This window comes from Actinacidiphila epipremni (assembly GCF_012034175.1).
Taxonomy (GTDB): Bacteria; Actinomycetota; Actinomycetes; order Streptomycetales; family Streptomycetaceae; genus Actinacidiphila; species Actinacidiphila epipremni.
The window spans coordinates 180510-198267 of record NZ_JAATEJ010000015.1 but is presented as its reverse complement, the minus strand read 5'-3'; the positions used below and the strand labels follow the sequence as shown (position 1 = coordinate 198267).

The following is a 17758-nucleotide window of genomic DNA, read 5'->3' as shown; positions in this document are numbered from 1 at the left end:
TGGGTGGGGGCTGGGGTGGGTGGGCCCCCTGCTTTCGTCGGGGCTCTGGCCGCGGACGGTGGGTGGGCGTCGGGTGGCTAGACGCCGGTGGGGGATGGGGTGGTCAGGGAGGTGATGGCTGTGGTCAGGGTGTCGAGGGCGGCTTTTACGTGGGGGAGGGTGAGGGGGTTGGGGGTGGTCAGGGTTTGGTGGAGGTGGTGGGGGGTGTGGCCGTGGAGGGGGCCGGTGTCGATGCGGAGGCGGGGTTCGGTGGGGTCGTCGCCGAAGTGGTGGGCGCCGGGGGTGGGGCGGCCGAGGGCGGTGGAGAGGCGGGCTTCGGCGGTGGGGGCGTCGAGGCCGGGGGCGGTGAGGGTGGGGTAGAGGTGGAAGCCGGCTTTCGGGGGGCGGCAGACGGCGCCGGCGGCGGTGAGGGCGCGGTGGGCCGCGGCGGCGGTGAGGGCGTGCAGGCGGTTGGCCGCGGCGGTGAAGTCGGTGACCTCGGTGGGTTCGGTCAGGACGTAGGAGGTGGCCGCGGCGACGGGGGCGGGGAGGACCGCGCGCAGGGCGGCGAGGGCGGCGGCGGTGCGCTGGCGCCAGGAGGTGCCGTGGGCGGTCGCGGGGAAGCGGGCGAGGGCCGCCGGGACGGTGAAGGGGACGAGGGTGGCGCCGAGGTCGGTGAGGACCACCGTGTGGTCGGGCAGCATCTCCGCGGGGCTGAGCAGCACCGTGTCGCGGTGGTGCAGCGTGTCGGAGTACGTCTCGTCGGAGACGATCTGCAGGCCCGCCTCCGCGGCGGCCTCGCAGGTCTCGTGGAGCAGCTCGGGCGCGGTGACCGTGCCGGTGGGGTCGTCGGCGGCGGAGAGCACGAGCAGGCGGGGGTCGGCGCCGGCGGAGCGGGCCCGGCGGACGGTCTCCAGCAGGGCGAACGGGTCGGGTACGCCGCCGCCCTCGGGGGCGCTCGGGACGGCGTGGACGGGGCGGCCGATCAGGGCGGCGACGCCGACTTGCCAGGCGGGGGCGGGGCGGGCCAGGACGGGGTCGCCGCCGACCGCGGCGAGCAGGGCCAGCAGCAGGGACTCCGCGCCGGGGGCGGCGAGCACCTGGCCGGGGCCGCTCCACAGGCCGCGCCGGGTGAAGTAGCCGCAGGCGGCCTCCAGCAGGCGGGGCCCGCCGCCCGGGTCGTCGGTGCCGGGCGCGGCGGCGGCCAGGTGCTCCGCCCAGTACGGGGGTACGGGCAGGCCCGGGTCAGGCCGGACGCCGTGCGGCACGCTGATCGTCATGGCGCACCTCCGCTGCTGGCACTCCGGGGCGCGGGAGCGCGCCCCCTGAGGCCACCTTCCCTCGCCGCGGGCACTTGTGCACCAGGAGCGCTCCGGCGTCACACCCCGAGCAGGGCGGGCAGCTCGCGCATGTGGGCGAAGACGGTGGTGCCGGGGCCTTCCAGCCGGTGCGCCGGGGTGAGGCCGCCGCAGTAGCCGAAGGCGGGCATGCCGGCGGCGCGGGCGGCGGCGACGCCGTAGGGGCTGTCCTCGACGACGACGCAGCGGGCCGGCGGTACGCCGAGGGTGCGGGCGGCGTGCAGGAACAGGTCGGGGGCGGGCTTGCCGCGGGTGACGTCGGCGGCGCTGAAGACCCGGCCGGCGAAGCGGTCGTAGAGGCCGGTCAGGCCCAGCGTGTGTGCCAGGCCGCTGTGGCCGGTGCTGGAGGCGACGCAGGTCGGCACGCCCGCGCCGGCCAGCGCGTCCAGCACCGCCTCGACGCCCTCGACGGCGGTCAGTTCGGCGTCGAACGTCTCGCGGTAGCGGCGGCGCCAGTCGGTGTCCCAGCCCGCGGGCAGCGGCTGGCCGAGCTGGTTCTCGATGTCGGCGGCCATGTCGGTGAAGGAGCGGCCGACGAAGCGCTCGACGATCTCCGCCTCGGTCAGGGGCCAGCCGAGGCCGGCGAGGATCTGCGCGTCGATGGTGACGGCGAGCCGTTCGCTGTCGATCAGGACGCCGTCGCAGTCGAAGACGACCAGGTCAGGTGGTCTGTTCGGGGTGACGTTCACCCGGCGGAGCGTACCGTGCGCGTGTGCGGGCCGCCGCAGGGTAACCGAGCGGCATGGCATATCCCTGGAAGAGCTGGGACCGGGCGCTTTTCTCGCAGGTCGCGGGCCGGCACTGGCCGGGCGCGGAGCCGGTGCTGCCGCGGCTGAGCCGGGCGGCCGACCACGGGCGGCTGTGGGGCGCGGTGGCGGCGGGCATGGCGGTGGTGGGCGGGCCGGAGGCGCGGCGGGCGGCGCTGCGGGGCGCGGGGTCGCTCGCGCTGGCGTCGCTGACGGTCAACACGGTGGGCAAGGGCGCCTTCCGCCGGGCGCGCCCGCTGCTGGAGGCCGTGCCGGTGATACGGCGGCTGCGGAGGCAGCCGGTCACGTCGTCCTTCCCCTCGGGCCATTCGGCCTCGGCGGCGGCCTTCGCGACCGGGGCGGCGCTGGAGTCGGCGGGCTGGGGCGCGCTGCTCGCGCCGGTCGCGGCGAGCGTGGCCTTCTCCCGGGTCTACACCGGGGTGCACTACCCGAGCGATGTGCTGGTGGGGTGCGCGCTGGGCGTCGGCGCGGCCTTCGCCGTACGGGCGGTGCTGCCGCCCGCGCCGGGTGTGCCGCGGCCGGGGCCCGCCGTGCCGGTGCCGGAGCTGCCGGGTGGGCGCGGGCTGCATGTGGTGGTGAACGCCGCCTCCGGGCCGCCGCCGCTGCTGAGCCCGCCGGCGGCGCGGATCGCGGCGGCGCTGCCGCTGGCCGAGGTCAGCGAGTGCACGGAGGACGACGACCTGGCCGAGCAGCTGGAGAAGGCGGCGTCGCTGGCAGCGGGGCAGCGCGGGGCGCTGGGGGTGTGCGGCGGCGACGGGACCGTACGGCTGGCGGCGGCGGTCGCGCTGCGGCACGGGCTGCCGCTGGCGGTCTTCCCCGGCGGGACGCGCAACCACTTCGCGGCGGATCTGGGCCTGCGGGGTGTGGAGGACACCGCGGCGGCGGTGCTGGAGCGGCGCGGGGCCCGGGTGGACGTGGCGGGCACGACCGCGCTGGACGGGGGTGCGCGGGGGGCGGCCGAGCCGTTCCTGAACACCTTCAGCATCGGCTCGTACCCGGACCTGGTGCGGGTGCGGGAGCGCTGGTCGCGGCGGGTCGGGGCGTGGCCGGCGAGCGTGCTGGCGGCGGTGCACGTGCTGCGCACCTGCCGGCCGGTGGACATCGAGATCAACGGCAGGCCGCGCTCGGTGTGGCTGCTGTTCGCCGGGAACTGCCGCTATTCGAGCGTGGGCCTGGCGCCGGTGCGCCGCCGGGACCTGGCCGACGGGCGGCTGGACGTGCGGATCGTCGACGGCGGCCCGTACGCCCGCACCCGGCTGCTGGGCGCGGCGCTGACCGGGGTGCTGACCCGGTCGCCGGTGTACGAGGCGGCGGAGGTGCGGCGGCTGCGGGTCCGGGTGCCCGGCGAGGGCGTCCACCTGGCGTGCGACGGCGAGGTGGCGCCGGCTCCGCGTGAGCTGCTGCTGGACAAGGTGCCGGACGGGCTGGTGGTCTACCGCGGGCGCCGGTGAGCCGCGGCACGCGCGACGGCCGGCCCCCGGGTGGGGGCCGGCCGTCGGTCGCCGGGCCGCTGCCCTGCGCCACGCTGTCAGCTGCCGCCGTCAGGTGTTGCCGGTCAGTTGTTGCCGCTGACCAGGCCGGCCAGCGCCCGGACGCCCTGGCCGGAGATGCTGAGGGAGTCGGCGTTGCCGGTGTCGATCGACAAGATGAGCTCGTCGGAGGGCCAGGCGCCGCTGAGCGCCGCGAGCTGCACGAGCCGGTAGCGGTGGGTCGCCGGCAGCGCGTCGGCCATCCGGTTCTCGGAGGTGAAGACCGGCACGAGCTGCCGGCCGTCCTCCTGCTCGTAGACCGGTAGCTGGATCTCGCTGGGCAGTTCCGTGCCGTCGACGCCTTCGGGGTACTCGTCCACGGCCGGCACCGGCAGCAGCACGTCGCTGACGGCGAGGGTGCTGAGCGCGATGACGTTCTCGCTGCCGCTCGCGATCTCGTGGAGTGCGCGCTGCACGGGAGGCAGGGCGCCGTCGGGGCTGATGTCGTCGGTCATCGCTGAGGTGTCCTCTCGCCGCGGGGCCCGGGGGTGACACCGGCCTGGTCCGGCCGGGCGCCCCGGCTGCGTGGTCGGTCCTGCGCGTGCGTTTCCCTTACTGACCCCGGCGCGTACCCGGCAGGCGGCAGAGCATGCGCCGCGGGCCGGGAAATGCCACCGGCCGGGCCGGAAACATCCCCGCCCGGCCGGTCCCCCGGTGGCCTCACTCGTACTCGGTGCCGCCCTTGCGGGTCAGGTAGGCGTCGCCGACGACCTTGGCGAGGGCGCGACCGCCGAGGACGGGGCTGTACGTGTCGTCGGCGGTGCGGACGACGACGCCCTCGCGGATGTGCGTCCCGCGCCCCGTGACGGTCTCCCGGCCCTGCGCCAGCTCCAGCACCCGGTCGAGGTCGAAGGGGCCGTGGAAGAGCCGCGGCACCAGCGGCAGCTCGCCGACCGGCAGGTCCGCCGGGTCGATCCAGCGCAGCCGGCCGCCGATGTCGGCGCACACGTCGAAGGCCGCGTAGCCGGGCAGCTCGCGCCGGGCGTCGACGCCGTAGCCGAGGTCCTGCACGCCGCCGCCGTAGACCTCGCCGTAGATGCCGAGCCGGGCCGCGCCGAGCTTGCCGGCCAGCTCCGCGGCGAGCTCGGGCAGGCCGTAGCCGCGCACGGCACGCCAGTAGAGGTTGCCGGCCGCCTCGGTGAGGGCCAGCCGCTGGGCGCCCAGGCCCTTGGAGGTGACGTGCACCTCGCCGGTGCCCGCGTAGTACGTCAGGCAGCAGGCGGTGCCGTGCAGCTTCTCGGTGACGGTGACCAGGTCGCCGGGCGCGAAGATGCCGGGGAAGCGCTTGAGGTTCTCGATGTCGGTCCACGGCAGCAGGTCGGGCGCGGCCGTGACGTCCCCGCTCATCGACACCGGCACCGGCGGCACCCACTTGGTGATGCCCAGGCGCTCGGCGAAGTCCTCGTCGGCGGCCGACGCCGCGGCCAGGTCGGTGCCGTCGAGCGCGGCGGGGCGGCACACGAGGCCCTGCGACAGCTCGCCGCGCAGCCGTACCGCCCTGACGCGGTTGGCGGCGCCGCCGGCGAGCCGCCCGGTCAGGCCGAGTTCGGCGATGAGCGGGTCGGGCAGTACGGCCTGCTCGGGGATGTACACCGCGAACTCACCGGTGCGGAAAGCCCCCTTGGCCACCACCGCGCGGTAGAGGCCGACCTGCGCCAGCTCCAGTGCGTCGGCGTTCGGGTGCTCCAGAATCGTCAGCCGCTCGGCGGTGACCCGCAGTGTGGACATGGCTGTCCCCTCCCCCGGTTCGTGTGGTGTGCGCCCCGCGATCGGGGGCGCACACCACTGTGGCGGCGGGAGTCAGGCCCGGGCCAACGGTTTTCCTGCCGGGGTGTCAGCTGCCCGGCCGCATCAGGAAGTCGTAGCCGGCGGGCAGCGGGTGCCCGGCGCGGGCGGCGGCCCGTACCGCGTCGGTGATCTCGCCGTCGCCGGCGACCAGCCGCTCGGCGACCGCCCACCAGGTCTCGTTGAGCTCCTCCGCGCCTTCCCGCAGGTCGGCGACGACGATCCCGGCGTCCAGTAGCGCCCGCGCCGCGGCGGCGTCCCCGCGGGCCAGTGCGGTACGGGCGCGCAGCAGCCGGATCCGCCCGTCGTCCAGCGGGGCCCCGCCGCCCAGGGCCGGGGCCGCCAGCAGCCGCTCGGCGTCGACGGCCCGGCCGGCGTCGAGCAGCACCGGCACGGCCTCGACCAGCAGGGCGCGCTGGGCGGTGCGGGCGTCGGGCCCGTACTGCTCCGCGCCGGCCAGCAGGCCCTGCCACGCGGTGAGGTAGCGCTCGGCGGCGCGGTCGGTGCGGCCGTCCAGCGCGTCGGCGACGGCGAGCGCGCGGGCCGGCCAGGGCGAGGGGTGGGCGGCCAGCGAGCGCTCCCAGCTGCGCACGGCCTGCGCCTGGTCGCCGGCCGCCCACTGGGCGACGCCCAGGTAGTAGTCCAGGTACCACTCGTTGCCGGGGTAGGTGTCGGCGGACTCCAGCAGTTCGCGCCACGGCGGCGACACCAGGCCCGGCCCGGGCAGCGCCCCGGCGGGGGGCCGCGGGAAGACGCCGGCGAGCAGCAGTTCCAGCCACGGCTTCTGCGGCTCGCCGAGCGCGGTCGCCTCGAACGGCGTGCCGGGCAGCCGCAGATGGCCGCGCTCGGCCTCCAGCGCGCCCCAGCCGGAGCCGGTGTGCAGGATGTCCTTGGGGTCGACGTCGGCCTGTTCCAGCCAGTCGGCGTACGCGGTGTCGACGGCGGCGCGCGGCAGCGCGGCCTCCAGCCGGGCGGCGGCCTCGGCGCGGGCGGCGGCCCAGTCGGTGTCGTGCACCAGCTCCGGGTCGGCGCTCAGCGGCCCGTACGCCTCCAGCCAGGACAGGTCGGTGTCGGCGGGCATCGGGATGTGCTCGAACTGGGTACGGGCCAGGCCGGCCTGGATCTCCAGGTAGCCGCCGGTGCCGGGCTCGGTGAGCCAGTCCTGCCAGCGCCGCCCGCCGCGACCGCGGCCCCACCAGAAGACCTTACGGCCGCGCAGCAGGTCGGTGGACGTCTGGACCAGGCCGTGGCCGTCGCCGTCGAGCGCGGTGATCCAGCGGCGGTCGTCGCCGCGGATGTCCAGGAAGTAGTCGGCGGCGTGCTGCGAGCCGCCGGGGTAGCTGACGTCGGGGGCGCCGGCGGCCGGCACCGGCAGCTCGACCTGGCGCAGCACCCGCTGGTGGCCGAAGTGCCAGGCGGCGGTCGCGGGGGCCAGCACCCGGGTGCGGTCGGTCTCGGGCACCGCGATGTTGGACCACCAGTAGGCGGGGACGGTGCGGTCGTGCGGGTTGCGCACCCGGATGCCGACGTAGAGGAAGTCGGAGTCCTCCGGCAGCCACAGGTCGATCTGGAAGGCCAGGTCGCGCAGCCGCTCCCACTCCCACAGCCGCAGCATCTCGCCGCCGTCGGGCGCCGGGACCCGCCCGGCGTGCAGCGGGGCGCAGGTGTGGGCGGCGTGTCCGGTGGCGCCGAGGTTCCATTCGACGCCGCCGGAGAACCAGGCGCCGGCCAGGGCGAAGTCGGCGGGCTGGAGGACCGGGTTGCGGTAGAGCAGTTCGCGGCCGGTGGGCTTGTGGAAGAGCGAGTGCAGCCGGCCGCCGAGGCCGGGCAGGACGGTGGCGCGCAGCCGGGAGTTCTCGACGACCAGGGCGTCGAGTTCGGCGGGGGCCCGGTCGCGGCCGTAGCCGTCGCGGGTGCGGACCGGGAGGATGGTGCGCAGCGGGGCGTAGCCGATCTGCCGGGCCATGTCGGCGGGCAGCCCCACGAGGTCGGCCGGGTCGATCCGGTGCAGTTCGCCCGCGGGGCGCAGCGCGGGCAGCGGGTTCTCCGGTCCGAGCGGGGCGGCCGGAAGGGCCACCTTCGTACTGCGCACGGTCGTAGCCAAGGCCACCTCATCCTCGTCCGGTGCGGCGATCGCGGGTTGCGCGGGGTCTGACGATCACCATGGAACAGCTTTCCCGGCGCTCTGAACAGGCCCCCTGGGGTTCAGGGTTGGGCAAAACCCCGCAAGTGGGCGGTGGAGGGGTGAGGTCCGGGTGGCCGGATCACGCGGTGCGGGCGGGGCGGGTGCGCGGCGTGTGTGCGGCGGGGCCGGCGCGAGGGGGCCGGATTGTCGGTGGGCGCTGCTACAACGGAACGTATGACGACCGCCCCGCCTCCGCTGCCCCCGCCGCCTGCGGCGCTGGTGTTCGACGACTGGCTCGGCCTGATCGAGGACCGCTCGGCCGCGCTGCGGTCGGCGGTGGCCGCGGCGCCGGCGGGCGCGGCGGTGCCGGCCTGCCCGGACTGGACGGTGCCGGACGTGCTGGCGCATGTCGGCGCCGCGCAGCGCGCGTGGGCCGCCGCGGTCGCCGCGGGGCCGGCCCGCCGCCCGCCGGCCGAGGTGCCGGTGCCGCGCGCGCTGGCGGCCGGTGAGCTGCTGGAGTGGTCGGCGGATGCGACCCGGGTGCTGGTCGGGGCGTTGCGGGCGGCCGGTCCTGACGCCCCGTGCTGGACGTGGTGGGCGGAGTCCGGCGGGCTGTCGACGGCGGGCGCGGTGGCGCGGCACCACGTTCAGGAGGCCGCGGTGCACGTCAGGGATGTGCAGGAGGCCGCGGGCGGGCCGCAGCCGCTGCCGGCGGCGCTCGCGGTGGACGCGGTCGACGAGTTCCTGCAGGTGGGCTTCGGCTCGATGGACGGCTGGCCGCACTCCCCCGCCCGGGTCGCGCTGGTCGCGGACGAGGGCCGGGCGTGGACGCTGATCCTGGACCCGACGGGCGCCTCGCCGATCCGGGGCGCCGCGGGCGCCGCCCGGCCCGAGGCGGACGCGACGGTGGCCGGGTCGGCGAGCGATCTGCTGCTGGCGCTCTACCGCCGGCTGCCCTGGGCGGACGCCCCGCTGCGGGTGACCGGGGACGCCGCGCTGATACGGCAATTAGTGGTCTGGCCTCCGCTTGGTTGAGCACGTACCGTCCTGATAAGAGGGGTGATGCCCGTGTCAGGTCGAGTGTGGCAGGCGGCCGTTGTGACGTGTGGGGCGCTGCTGGTGACGGCAGGCTGCTCGTGGGGCGGAGGCGGAGCCGCGTCGTCCCCGCCGTCCCAGCCCACCGCATCGCCCGGCCCACCCGTGGGCAGCATCGACCACCCCCGTCCCGTGACGTGCCTGGACGGCGCGACGGCGCCCGTCGCCCGCGGCCCCGCCGCGAGCCGCACACCCGGCCGCCCCTGGGCGCCGCCGGTGACGGCGACGCCCACGCCCGGGCCGCAGGACGTCAGGGTCGGGCCGCTGACGCTGCACGGCCTGCGGGCGCTGTCGGGCGGCGACCAGGGCGCGCACGGCGTGCACAACTCCGACGGCTGGCACTACCTCATCGGCACCGCCGTCAGCGGCACCGACGCGGTGACGGTGACGATAGGCGCCGAGCAGCGGGCCCGCGCGGGGCTGGAGTTCGGCGGCGACGAGGGCCTGACGCCGGCCCCCGCGGTGACCTTCCACGGCTGCCCGGGGACGCAGACGTCCTACCTGGGGGCGTTCTTCGTCGCCGGGGACGGGCGGGCGTGCGTGCCGCTGGACATCCGGGTGGGTGACGGCGCGCCGCAGCGCGTGGTGATCTCCTTCTTCAGCGGGCGGTGCCCCGCATAGGGTGGGCCCATGACCGAGCCCACCGAGCCGACCGAGCCCAGTGCCGGCCGCGCCCCTCAGCCCGAGGCGCCCGGCGAGCCCGCGCACGACCCCGAGGTGCTGCAACTGGCCGGGCAGGTCTTCGATCTGGCCCGGCAGGGCGACACCGACCGGCTCGCCGCGTACGTCGACGCGGGAGTCCCGGCGGACCTGACCAACGACCGCGGCGACACGCTGCTGATGCTCGCCGCCTACCACGGCAACGCCGCGACGGTACGGGCGCTGCTGGAGCGCGGCGCGGAGGCCGACCGCACCAACGACCGGGGGCAGACGCCGCTGGCCGGCGCGGTCTTCAAGGGCGCGCGGGACGTCATCGCGGCGCTCGTCGACGCGGGCGCCGACCCGGCCGCGGGCACGCCGTCGGCGATCGACACGGCCCGGATGTTCGGCAAGGCGGACCTGCTGGCGCTGTTCGGCGCGGGCTGAGCGGGGGGCCGCTGTCCCCGGGGGCGGTGGGCCCGGGGTGGTGGGCCCCGGGACCGTTGCCGTACCGCTCGCGCGCGGGCGGGGTCAGGACGCCGTGGCGCGTTCGGCGCGTTCGCGGTGCTGCTGGGGGCTGATGCCGCGGACGCGCTTGAAGGCGGCGCTGAGCGCGAACGGGCTGCCGTAGCCGACCTTGCGGGCCACCGAGGCGATCGTCGCGTCCGGCTCGCGCAGCAGGTCCGCGGCCAGGGCCAGCCGCCAGCCGGTCAGATAGGCCATCGGCGGCTCGCCGACCAGGTCGGTGAAGCGGCGGCCGAGGGCGGCCCGGGAGACGCCGGTGCGCGCGGCGAGCCCGGCGACCGTCCAGGCCCGGGCCGGCTCCTCGTGCAGCAGCCGCAGCGCCCGGCCCACGACCGGGTCGCCCTGCGCCGCGTACCAGGACGGCGTGGCGGCCTCGGGCCGCGCGAACCAGGCCCGTAGCACCGCGATCAGCAGCAGGTCGAGCAGCCGGTCCAGCACCACCTCCTGGCCCGGGTCGTCCCGGGCGACCTCCTGGTCGAGCAGCGCGGGCAGCGGGCTGGACCAGGCGTCGGCGGGCAGCACCAGCACCCGCGGCAGCGCCGACAGCAGCCGGCCGCTGACCTCGCCGCGCATCCGGTACGTCCCGGTCACCAGCACGCCGCACTCGGGCGGCACGGCGCCGGGCGCGGCGTGGTCGCCGCCGGCGGGCGCGTCGCCCCAGGTCCGTACGCCCAGGTCCATCCGCTCGCACAGCTCGACGCCGTCGGTCGTGGTGGACACCTGCCCGGGGCGGATGACGATCCGCGGCTCGGTGTGCGGGTCGCCCGCGACGGTGTACGCCTCGGGGCCGCGGACCACCGCGACGTCACCGGGGCGCAGCTGCCGCGCGGGGCCGTCGCAGGGGCGTACCCACGCGTCGTTGCGCACCACGTACAGCAGCGTCAGCGGCGCCTCGTCGGCGATCTCCAGCGACCAGGGCGGGGTGAGGACCGAGCGCAGGAGGAAGGCGCCGCGGGCCCGGGGGCCGTCCAGCAGGTTCGCCAGGGCATCCATGCACCCCACTCTAGGGTGGACGCGCGCATATGCGGATGAGCTTCTCGGCGATGGCCGGGCGCGGGGCCGCGCGGATTGACTGTGGTCATGACGCAGCCGCCGCAGACCCCTTCGACCCCGCGCCCTCCGCAGGCCTCGCGCCCGCAAGAGCACTCGCCGCAGTACCCGCACCCGCACCGGCCGCCCGCCGGCTCCGCCGACCCGGGCCCGTACGCGCCCCTTCCCGACCGCCGCCCGACCCGAGGAGCTGCCGTGCACGGCGATCTCCGCAGCCTCGTCCTGCTGGCCGCGACGCTGACCACCGGCCTGATGGCCGGCCTCTACTTCGCCTTCTCCGTCGCCGTGATGCCGGGCCTGGCCAGGGGCGGCGACCGGACGCTGGTGGAGGCGATGCAGCGGATCAACGTGGCGATCCTCAACGGCTGGTTCACCCTGGCCTTCGGCGGCGCGCTGGTGCTCGGCGTGGTCGCCGCCGTCATGCACCGCGGCGGCGCCGGGCGGCCCGCGCTGCCCTGGATCGTCGCCGGGGTGGCGCTGTACGCGGTGTCGCTGGTGATCACCATGGGCTTCAGCGTGCCGCTCAACGACCGGCTCGCCGGGGCCGGGGACCCGGGGCGTATCCACGATCTCGCGGCGGTCCGGGCGCGGTTCGAGTCCGCGTGGGTGCACTGGAACGCCGCGCGGACCGTCGTCAGCACCGCCGCGCTGGGCTGCCTGGCGTGGGCGATGCGGGTCGCGGCGGGCACCGGCCGGGCGTGACGCCCCGGGCCGCGGCCCCCGCCGGCACGGGGCGGCGGGGGCCGCGGTGGCCGGCGTGTCCTCGGAGTCCGCGGGGGCCGTTGCGCGGCCGGCCGGAACGGAGCAATCGTCGAGTCCGGTGGGCGGCGCGGGCGCCGACAATGGGCGCCATGAATAATCCTGACGGCCACTCATCCGTGGCAGGCGGCACCGCGACCGCCGGGGAGCCGTACGCCGGCGCGTCCGCCGAGGAGGCGTTCCTGGCGCTGGACGGCGGCGAGGTGCACGTCCTCCAGGACGGCCCGCAGGACGCCCCCGCCCTGCTGCTGATCCACGGCTCCGCCTCCTCCGCCCGCACCTGGGACGCGATGGTGCCCGCACTTGCCGCCGCGCACCGGGTGATCCGCCTCGACCAGCTCGGCCACGGCCTGTCGGCCAAGCCCGCCGAGGGCGGCTACGGGATCGAGGAGCAGGCCGGCCGCGCCGCCGCGGTCCTGGACCGGCTCGGCGTCGCACGGGCCGTCGTCGCGGGCCACTCCGGCGGCGGCTTTGTCGCCGTCGCGCTCGCCGAGCAGCGCCCCGAGCTGGTGTCTGCGCTCGCGCTGGTCGGCACCGGGCCCCGGCTCGACGCCTTCACCGCCCGCGCCGGCGGCGGCATCGGGCCCGAGCAGTGGCCGCCGGACGACGAGCAGATCCGGCGGTTCGCGAGCAGCGGCTTCCACCCGGGCTTCGCGGTCCCGCAGGAGCTGGTGGACGAGCTGCGCGGCATGGCCTTCCACGCCTTCGCCGCCACCGCGCAGGCGTCGCTGGCGTATCTGGGGCGGCGCCCGATACCGGAGCGGCTGGCGTCGCTGGGCAAGCCGGTCCAGGTGGTGTACGGCGAGCTGGACGCCCGCTGGGAGCCGGCGTCCTTCGCCGGTTACGCGGCGGTGCCCGGTGCGCGCCTCGACGCGCTGCCGCACTGCGGCCATACGCCGGTGCTGGAGGACCCGGCGGGTACGGCGGCACTGCTGCTGGACTTCACCGCCGGGCTCGCGGCCGGCGCGGCCGGTGCGGCGGGGCCGGTGGGAGCCGCGGGGCAGGACGCGCCCGGGGACTGAGGGCGAGCGGCCGGTGCGGGCGGCGCCGCGATGCCATGCTCGGCACATGCTGATCTCATTACGTGATGCCGTGGCCCGACCCGACTCCCCGCTGGCCGCCGTGGGTTCGGGCGGGTGGACCGGCGGGGCGCGGCAGCTGGTGCTCGTCGACGGCGGGCCCGCGCCGGCGGATGTGGACGGGGCGCTCGCCGTGGTGTCGGCGGCCGACCCGCGCACGCGTGAGGCGCTGGCCGACATCGCCGGCAAGGCGGCGGGGCTGGTGGTCGTCGGGGACGACGCGCTGGCGGAGCGGATAGCGGCGGCGATATCGGTGCCGGTCGCGGTGCCGGCGCCCTCCGGGCCGGCTTCGGGGCCAGCGGCTTCGGGGCCAGCGGCTTCGGGGGCGGCGGCTTCGGGGCGGGCGGGCCTGCCGGAGGTCTGGGCGTGGCTCAACGGGCGCGCGGCGCTGTCGGCCGCCCGGCACGCCGACCGGATGGCCGAGCTCGCCGCGGTCGGCTGGCGGCACCTGCGGTCGGCGGAACCCGGCGCCCGGCCCCTCACCGCGTGGGCGGCCGGGCAGCTGGGCGCCCGGGTGCGGCTGGTGGCGGCGGGCGCGGACCCGGACGGCTGGCGCGGCGGGGACTGGGCCGCGTACGCCGAGCAGTGCCGGCGGCAGGCGCCCGCGCCGGTGCCGCTGGACGTCCCGCACCACGGGCATGTGGTGCTCGTCGACAGCGCCGGGGCAGTGCTGCTGGCCGAGCGCGCCGAGCCGTGGGAGCCCGGTGAGCCCGAACTGCTGGCGCAGGTCGCGCGGTTCGCGGCGATGGCGGCGTGGGCGGACGACGTACGGGGCCAGGAGATGCGTTTCGCGCAGGCCGGGCGGCGGCTGCGGGCGGCGGCGCTGCGGCGGCTGATGGACGGCCACATCGCCGACGCCCGGCGCACCCTGGAGCCGGTGCTGCCGGGCTTCGTGGCGGCCGGGGCGGGCGCGGTCGCGCTGGTCGAGGCGGCGCCGCACGAGGGGCCCGCGGTGCTGTCGGTGGCGATCGACCGGGCCGCGGGCGGGCGGGCGCTGATCGTGCCGGTGTCGGAGCTGCGGGCGGCCGAGCGGAGGTCCCGGCAGGTCGTGGTGGTCCATCCGGGGGGCGCGCGGGAGCTGGAGGCGCTGCTGGAGGCGGTGACGTCGGCGGTCGCGGGCCGTACGGCGGGCGGCAGCGCGACCACGCCGTGGCAGGGCATCGGCGCGGCGGTGGAGGCGGCCGAGCACGCGTGGGCGTCGGCGGCGGCGGGCCCGGGCGAGGCGGAGGGCCGGGACGGCCGGGTGCCGCTGCCCGAGCTGCTGGGCGCGGACGCCCGCGGCTGGGCCAAGCGGCTGCTCCAGGGCCTGCGGGAGAACGACGACGCGCGGCGCGCGGAGCTGCTGCGGGTGACCGAGGTGACGCTGTGGTCGGGGCCGTCGAAGGCGTCACGGCTGCTGGGCATGCACGACGACACCGTACGGGCGCATGTGCGGGCGGTGGCCGAAGCGGTGGGCCTGGACGCGGCGGACACCGTGCACGCCGCCGTGCTGTATCTGGCGGTACGGCTGGGGGCGCTGCCCGATCCGGTGACGGTGGACCAGCGGGTGACGCTGCGCGAGGCGCTGGGGCATGACGGCGCCCGGCAGTGGGCGCAGGGCGTCGTCGGCCGGCTGGACACGGACACCCGTACCGCGGTGACGTCCTGGCTGCGGCACGGCAGGGACGCCACGGCGGCGGGCGGGCAGCTGGGGGTGTCGCAGTCGACGGTGTACAACCGGATGGCCAGGGCCCGGCAGGCGACCGGCCTGGACGTCACGCGGCATCCGGGCCAGCGGCTGGAGATGGCGCTGGCCCTGCTGATCTGCGACCCGGCTTTCCGCGACGAGGCGCTGGGCGGCCCGGCGCTGCGGGCGGCGGACGCGCCCGCGCCGACGCCGGCGCCGGCCGGCGCGCAGGCGCTGGTGATCGACACCGGGACGGCGCATTCGGCGCGGGTCTACGACTACTTCCTGGGCGGCACGACCAACTTCCCCGCCGACCGGGCCGCGAGCGAGAAGATCCTCGCGTTCGCCCCGTCGGTGCGGACCGCGTCCCGGGAGTGCCGGGGCTTCGGCAACCGGGCGACGGCGTTCGTGGCGGGCCGGGGCGTCGACCAGTTCATCGACATCGGCACCGGCATCCCCACCTCGCCGAACCTGCACGAGATCGCGCAGGGGGTGAACCGTTTCGCCCGGGTGGTCTACGTCGACCACGACCCGATCGTGCTCCAGCACGCCGAGCAGCTGATGGAGGGCACCGAGGAGGGCGCGACCGCGTACGTCCACGGCGACTTCTACGAGGGGCCGGCGCTGCTGGACCGGCCGGAGGTGACCGCGGTCGTGGACTTCGGGCGGCCGGTGGCGCTGTGCCTGAACAACCTGCTGCATTTCGTGCCGGACGAGGACGCCTACGCCAGGGTGGCCGCGCTGGTGGCCCGGCTGGCGCCGGGCAGCATGCTGACACTGTCGCAGACCACGACGGAGTTCCATCCGGAGCTGGTGGCAAAGGTGGTGGCGATGATGAGCGCGGGCGTCACCCGGGCGCGGGCGCGGAGCCGGGAGGAGTTCGCCCGCTTCTTCACCGGCCTTGAGCTGGTCGAGCCGGGCATCGTGTGCGCCTCGCACTGGCGGCCGGAGCCGGGCGCGGCCGTGCCCGACCCGCGCGAGGTGAACGCGCTGGCGGCGGTGGGGCGGGTCGTCGGCTGACCGGCAGGGCCCATTGGCCGGTTTGTGTGGTTCATCCGGTTCCCGGCATGATTCCAGCCGGATTGCGGGCTCGGCTCCAAGGTCGCCGGGGGCCGGGCTGCCATAGCCTTTCAGTCCCCGTATTACTGGCCCGACCGGCCAGTTGAACACCGCACACGGTCTGTCGGAGCCTTCGCGCGCGGGGGCTCCGACGGACCCCACCGCCCGCTCCGCTAGAGTCGGTGCCGGCCGCGACTGGCGAGGGTGGGCAACCACCGGGGAGCGGCCGTCCCTTCGCGTGAGCGTCGACCGCCTGGGCGCCTTCCGCCACCGCGGGGCCCGGGTTCCGGGCTCCCGACGCGAGGAGGCCCGGGATGCACCTGCCGTTGCGTTACGGCACCAACCCCCAGCAGACCGCGGCGAGCGCCGCGCCCGTACGCCCGGACGTGTGGCCGGTGCGGGTGCTGAACGGGGAGCCGTCGTACATCAACCTGCTGGACGCGCTGAGCGGCTGGCAGCTGGTCAGGGAGGCCGCGGCGGCGCTGGGGCGGCCGGCGGCGGCGTCCTTCAAGCATGTCTCGCCGGCGGGCGCGGCGCTGGCCGGGCCGCTGGACGCGGCGACCGCGGCCCTCTACCGCATCGGCGTGGACGCCGGTCCGCTGGCGAGCGCGTACGTACGGGCCCGGGACGCCGACCCGAAGTCCTCCTACGGCGACTTCGCGGCGGTCTCGCACCCGGTGGACGCGGAGCTGGCCGAGCTGCTGGGGCAGGTGGTGAGCGACGGGATCGTCGCGCCCGGCTTCGAGCCGGGGACGGTGGCGGCGCTGCGGCGCAAGAAGAAGGGCGGCTTCCTGGTCGTCGAGGCCGACCCGGGGTTCGTGCCGCCGGCTCAGGAGGAGCGGGAGGTGCACGGGCTGCGGCTCACCCAGCAGCGCGACGACGTGCCGCTGCACTCCTCGCTGCTGGACGACCCGGTGTGCGGCGGGCCGCTGCCGCCCGGGGCGCGGGCGGACCTGCTGCTGGGGCTCGCGGTGGTGCGCTACACGCAGTCCAACTCGGTCTGCTACGTACGCGACGGGGTGACGCTCGGCATCGGCGCGGGCCAGCAGTCGCGGGTGGACTGCACGCGGCTGGCCGGCGCGAAGGCGGACGCCTGGTGGCTGCGGCGCCATCCGGCCGTCCGGGCGCTGGACTTCCTGCCGGGCGTACGGCGGCAGGAGCGGGTCAACTGGCAGGTGCGGTTCGTCGAGGGCGACATGACCGCGGACGAGCGGGCCCGGTTCGGCCGGGCGCTCGCCGCTCCCGCCTGCAACCTGGGCGACGCCGAGCGCCGGGCGTGGCTGGCGGGGCTCGACGGCGTCTCCTTCGCCTCGGACGGCGCGCTGCCCTTCCGCGACAACGTCGACCACGCCGCCCGGCACGGGGTGCGCTGGATCGCCGAGCCCGGCGGCTCCATCCGCTCCGGCGAGGTCGCCGACGCCTGCCGTGAGCACGGCGTCTGCCTCGTCCACACCCGGCTGCGGCTCTTCCGCCACTGACCCCGGGGGCGGCGGTTCAGCCGCCGAAGGCGCCGTGCCGGCCCTCGCCCGCGGTGAAGCGGGACACCCCGCTCGCGGCCTCGGCCAGCGAGATCCGGCCATGGGCCAGCTCCGCGGCCAGGGCGTCGGCTTCGCCCAGGCCCTGCTGGTCGAGCAGGGACAGCCGGTCCTGGCGCAGGCAGGTCTGGGGGAAGGCGGCGATCCCGGCGGCCAGCCCTTCGGCGGCGGCCCGGGCGGTGCCGTCCGGGACGACCCGGTCGGCGAGCCCGATGTCCCGCGCCTCTGCGGCCTCGACCGGGCGGCCGGTGAGCACCAGGTCCATCGCCCGGCCCATGCCGACCAGCCGGGGCAGCCGCACCGTGCCGCCGTCGATCAGCGGCACGCCCCAGCGGCGGCAGAACACGCCGAACACCGCGGACTCCTCCACCACCCGCAGGTCGCACCACAGCGCCAGTTCCAGCCCGCCCGCGACGGCGTGCCCGGCAACCGCCGCGATCACCGGCTTCCCGAGCCGCATCCGGGTGGGCCCCATCGGCCCGTCCCCGTCCCCGTGCGCCACGACGCGGTTGGCGCGCGGCGTCCCGTACGCGGCGAGGTCGGCGCCCGCGCAGAAGGTGCCGCCCTCCCCCCAGAGCACGGCCACCGACGCCTCCTCGTCGGCGTCGAACGCCCGGAAGGCGTCGGCGAGGGCCCGCGCGGTGGGGCCGTCCACCGCGTTGCGGACCGCGGGCCGGGACAGCACCACCGTGGTCACCGGCCCGTTGCGCTCGGTCCGTACGGCGGGCGGCTGCTGCGGGTCCTGCGGAGCCTGCGGGGCCTCGGGCTCTTCCGGCATGACGGCTGCTCCCTGCGGGTCGGTGGACAT

15 protein-coding genes and 1 riboswitch are annotated in these 17758 nt (G+C 77.0%); of the genes, 8 read left to right on the top strand and 7 right to left on the bottom strand.

All coding sequences use genetic code 11. The features are described 5' to 3' along the window. Positions 1-77: 77 nt before the first annotated feature. Both HCN08_RS19425 and HCN08_RS19420 read right to left on the bottom strand, forming a co-directional pair. Positions 78-1259 carry an aminotransferase class I/II-fold pyridoxal phosphate-dependent enzyme gene (locus tag HCN08_RS19425; RefSeq protein ID WP_167984401.1) on the bottom strand — a complete coding sequence of 394 codons (1182 nt, stop codon included), beginning with the start codon at positions 1257-1259 and terminating at the stop codon, positions 78-80. A gap of 98 nt (positions 1260-1357) precedes the next feature. Further along, a complete protein-coding gene (locus HCN08_RS19420; protein ID WP_322974558.1) occupies positions 1358-2026 on the bottom strand; it encodes an HAD family hydrolase in 669 nt (222 codons plus the stop codon). A gap of 53 nt (positions 2027-2079) precedes the next feature. Here HCN08_RS19420 and HCN08_RS19415 point away from each other — a divergent pair, with 53 nt between their 5' ends. After that, a complete protein-coding gene (locus tag HCN08_RS19415) occupies positions 2080-3555 on the top strand; it encodes a bifunctional phosphatase PAP2/diacylglycerol kinase family protein (RefSeq protein ID WP_167984399.1) in 1476 nt (491 codons plus the stop codon). A gap of 104 nt (positions 3556-3659) precedes the next feature. On the opposite strand, the gene HCN08_RS19410 is transcribed toward HCN08_RS19415, so the two are convergent. From HCN08_RS19410 to HCN08_RS19400, 3 genes are all read right to left on the bottom strand, one after another. Next, positions 3660-4088: an SseB family protein gene (locus HCN08_RS19410; protein ID WP_167984398.1), complete on the bottom strand. Its 429-nt coding sequence runs from the start codon at positions 4086-4088 to the stop codon at positions 3660-3662. 205 nt (positions 4089-4293) lie between these two features. Further along, on the bottom strand, positions 4294-5361 hold the full coding sequence (locus HCN08_RS19405) for an RNA ligase (ATP) (protein ID WP_167984397.1): 1068 nt from the start codon (positions 5359-5361) through the stop codon (positions 4294-4296). Between the two features lie 106 nt (positions 5362-5467). Beyond that, positions 5468-7522 (bottom strand): DUF5107 domain-containing protein, encoded by a 2055-nt coding sequence (locus tag HCN08_RS19400; protein WP_167984396.1) that lies wholly within the window; start codon positions 7520-7522, stop codon positions 5468-5470. A 255-nt stretch (positions 7523-7777) separates the two neighbouring features. Here HCN08_RS19400 and HCN08_RS19395 point away from each other — a divergent pair, with 255 nt between their 5' ends. From HCN08_RS19395 to HCN08_RS19385, 3 genes are all read left to right on the top strand, one after another. Beyond that, positions 7778-8578 (top strand): maleylpyruvate isomerase N-terminal domain-containing protein, encoded by an 801-nt coding sequence (locus HCN08_RS19395; RefSeq protein ID WP_167984395.1) that lies wholly within the window; start codon positions 7778-7780, stop codon positions 8576-8578. 192 nt (positions 8579-8770) lie between these two features. Continuing rightward, complete coding sequence (locus tag HCN08_RS19390; RefSeq protein WP_167984394.1) at positions 8771-9259, top strand: hypothetical protein; 489 nt, start codon at positions 8771-8773, stop codon at positions 9257-9259. A 9-nt stretch (positions 9260-9268) separates the two neighbouring features. Continuing rightward, complete coding sequence (locus HCN08_RS19385; RefSeq protein WP_167984393.1) at positions 9269-9724, top strand: ankyrin repeat domain-containing protein; 456 nt, start codon at positions 9269-9271, stop codon at positions 9722-9724. Between the two features lie 84 nt (positions 9725-9808). Here the strand turns inward: HCN08_RS19385 and HCN08_RS19380 are convergent, their stop codons facing one another. Beyond that, positions 9809-10795, bottom strand: coding sequence for an AraC family transcriptional regulator (locus tag HCN08_RS19380; protein ID WP_167984392.1), 987 nt, complete (start codon positions 10793-10795; stop codon positions 9809-9811). A 252-nt stretch (positions 10796-11047) separates the two neighbouring features. Here HCN08_RS19380 and HCN08_RS19375 point away from each other — a divergent pair, with 252 nt between their 5' ends. The 4 genes from HCN08_RS19375 (at position 11048) to HCN08_RS19360 (ending at position 16893) form a co-directional block, all read left to right on the top strand. Beyond that, positions 11048-11554 (top strand): anthrone oxygenase family protein, encoded by a 507-nt coding sequence (locus HCN08_RS19375; RefSeq protein ID WP_322974557.1) that lies wholly within the window; start codon positions 11048-11050, stop codon positions 11552-11554. A 149-nt stretch (positions 11555-11703) separates the two neighbouring features. Next, entirely contained in the window at positions 11704-12633 is a 930-nt protein-coding gene (locus HCN08_RS19370) for an alpha/beta fold hydrolase (protein WP_167984391.1), read from the top strand. A 70-nt stretch (positions 12634-12703) separates the two neighbouring features. Next, positions 12704-15376 carry an SAM-dependent methyltransferase gene (locus HCN08_RS36630; RefSeq protein ID WP_167984390.1) on the top strand — a complete coding sequence of 891 codons (2673 nt, stop codon included), beginning with the start codon at positions 12704-12706 and terminating at the stop codon, positions 15374-15376. Positions 15377-15596: 220 nt separating this feature from the next. Next, positions 15597-15681: riboswitch (ZMP/ZTP riboswitch) on the top strand. Positions 15682-15729: 48 nt separating this feature from the next. Continuing rightward, positions 15730-16893 (top strand): phosphoribosylaminoimidazolecarboxamide formyltransferase, encoded by a 1164-nt coding sequence (locus tag HCN08_RS19360; protein ID WP_167984389.1) that lies wholly within the window; start codon positions 15730-15732, stop codon positions 16891-16893. Between the two features lie 16 nt (positions 16894-16909). Here HCN08_RS19360 and HCN08_RS19355 read toward each other — a convergent pair whose 3' ends face one another. Beyond that, positions 16910-17728, bottom strand: a complete 819-nt coding sequence (locus tag HCN08_RS19355; RefSeq protein ID WP_167984388.1) for a crotonase/enoyl-CoA hydratase family protein — start codon at positions 17726-17728, stop codon at positions 16910-16912. Positions 17729-17758: the final 30 nt, after the last annotated feature.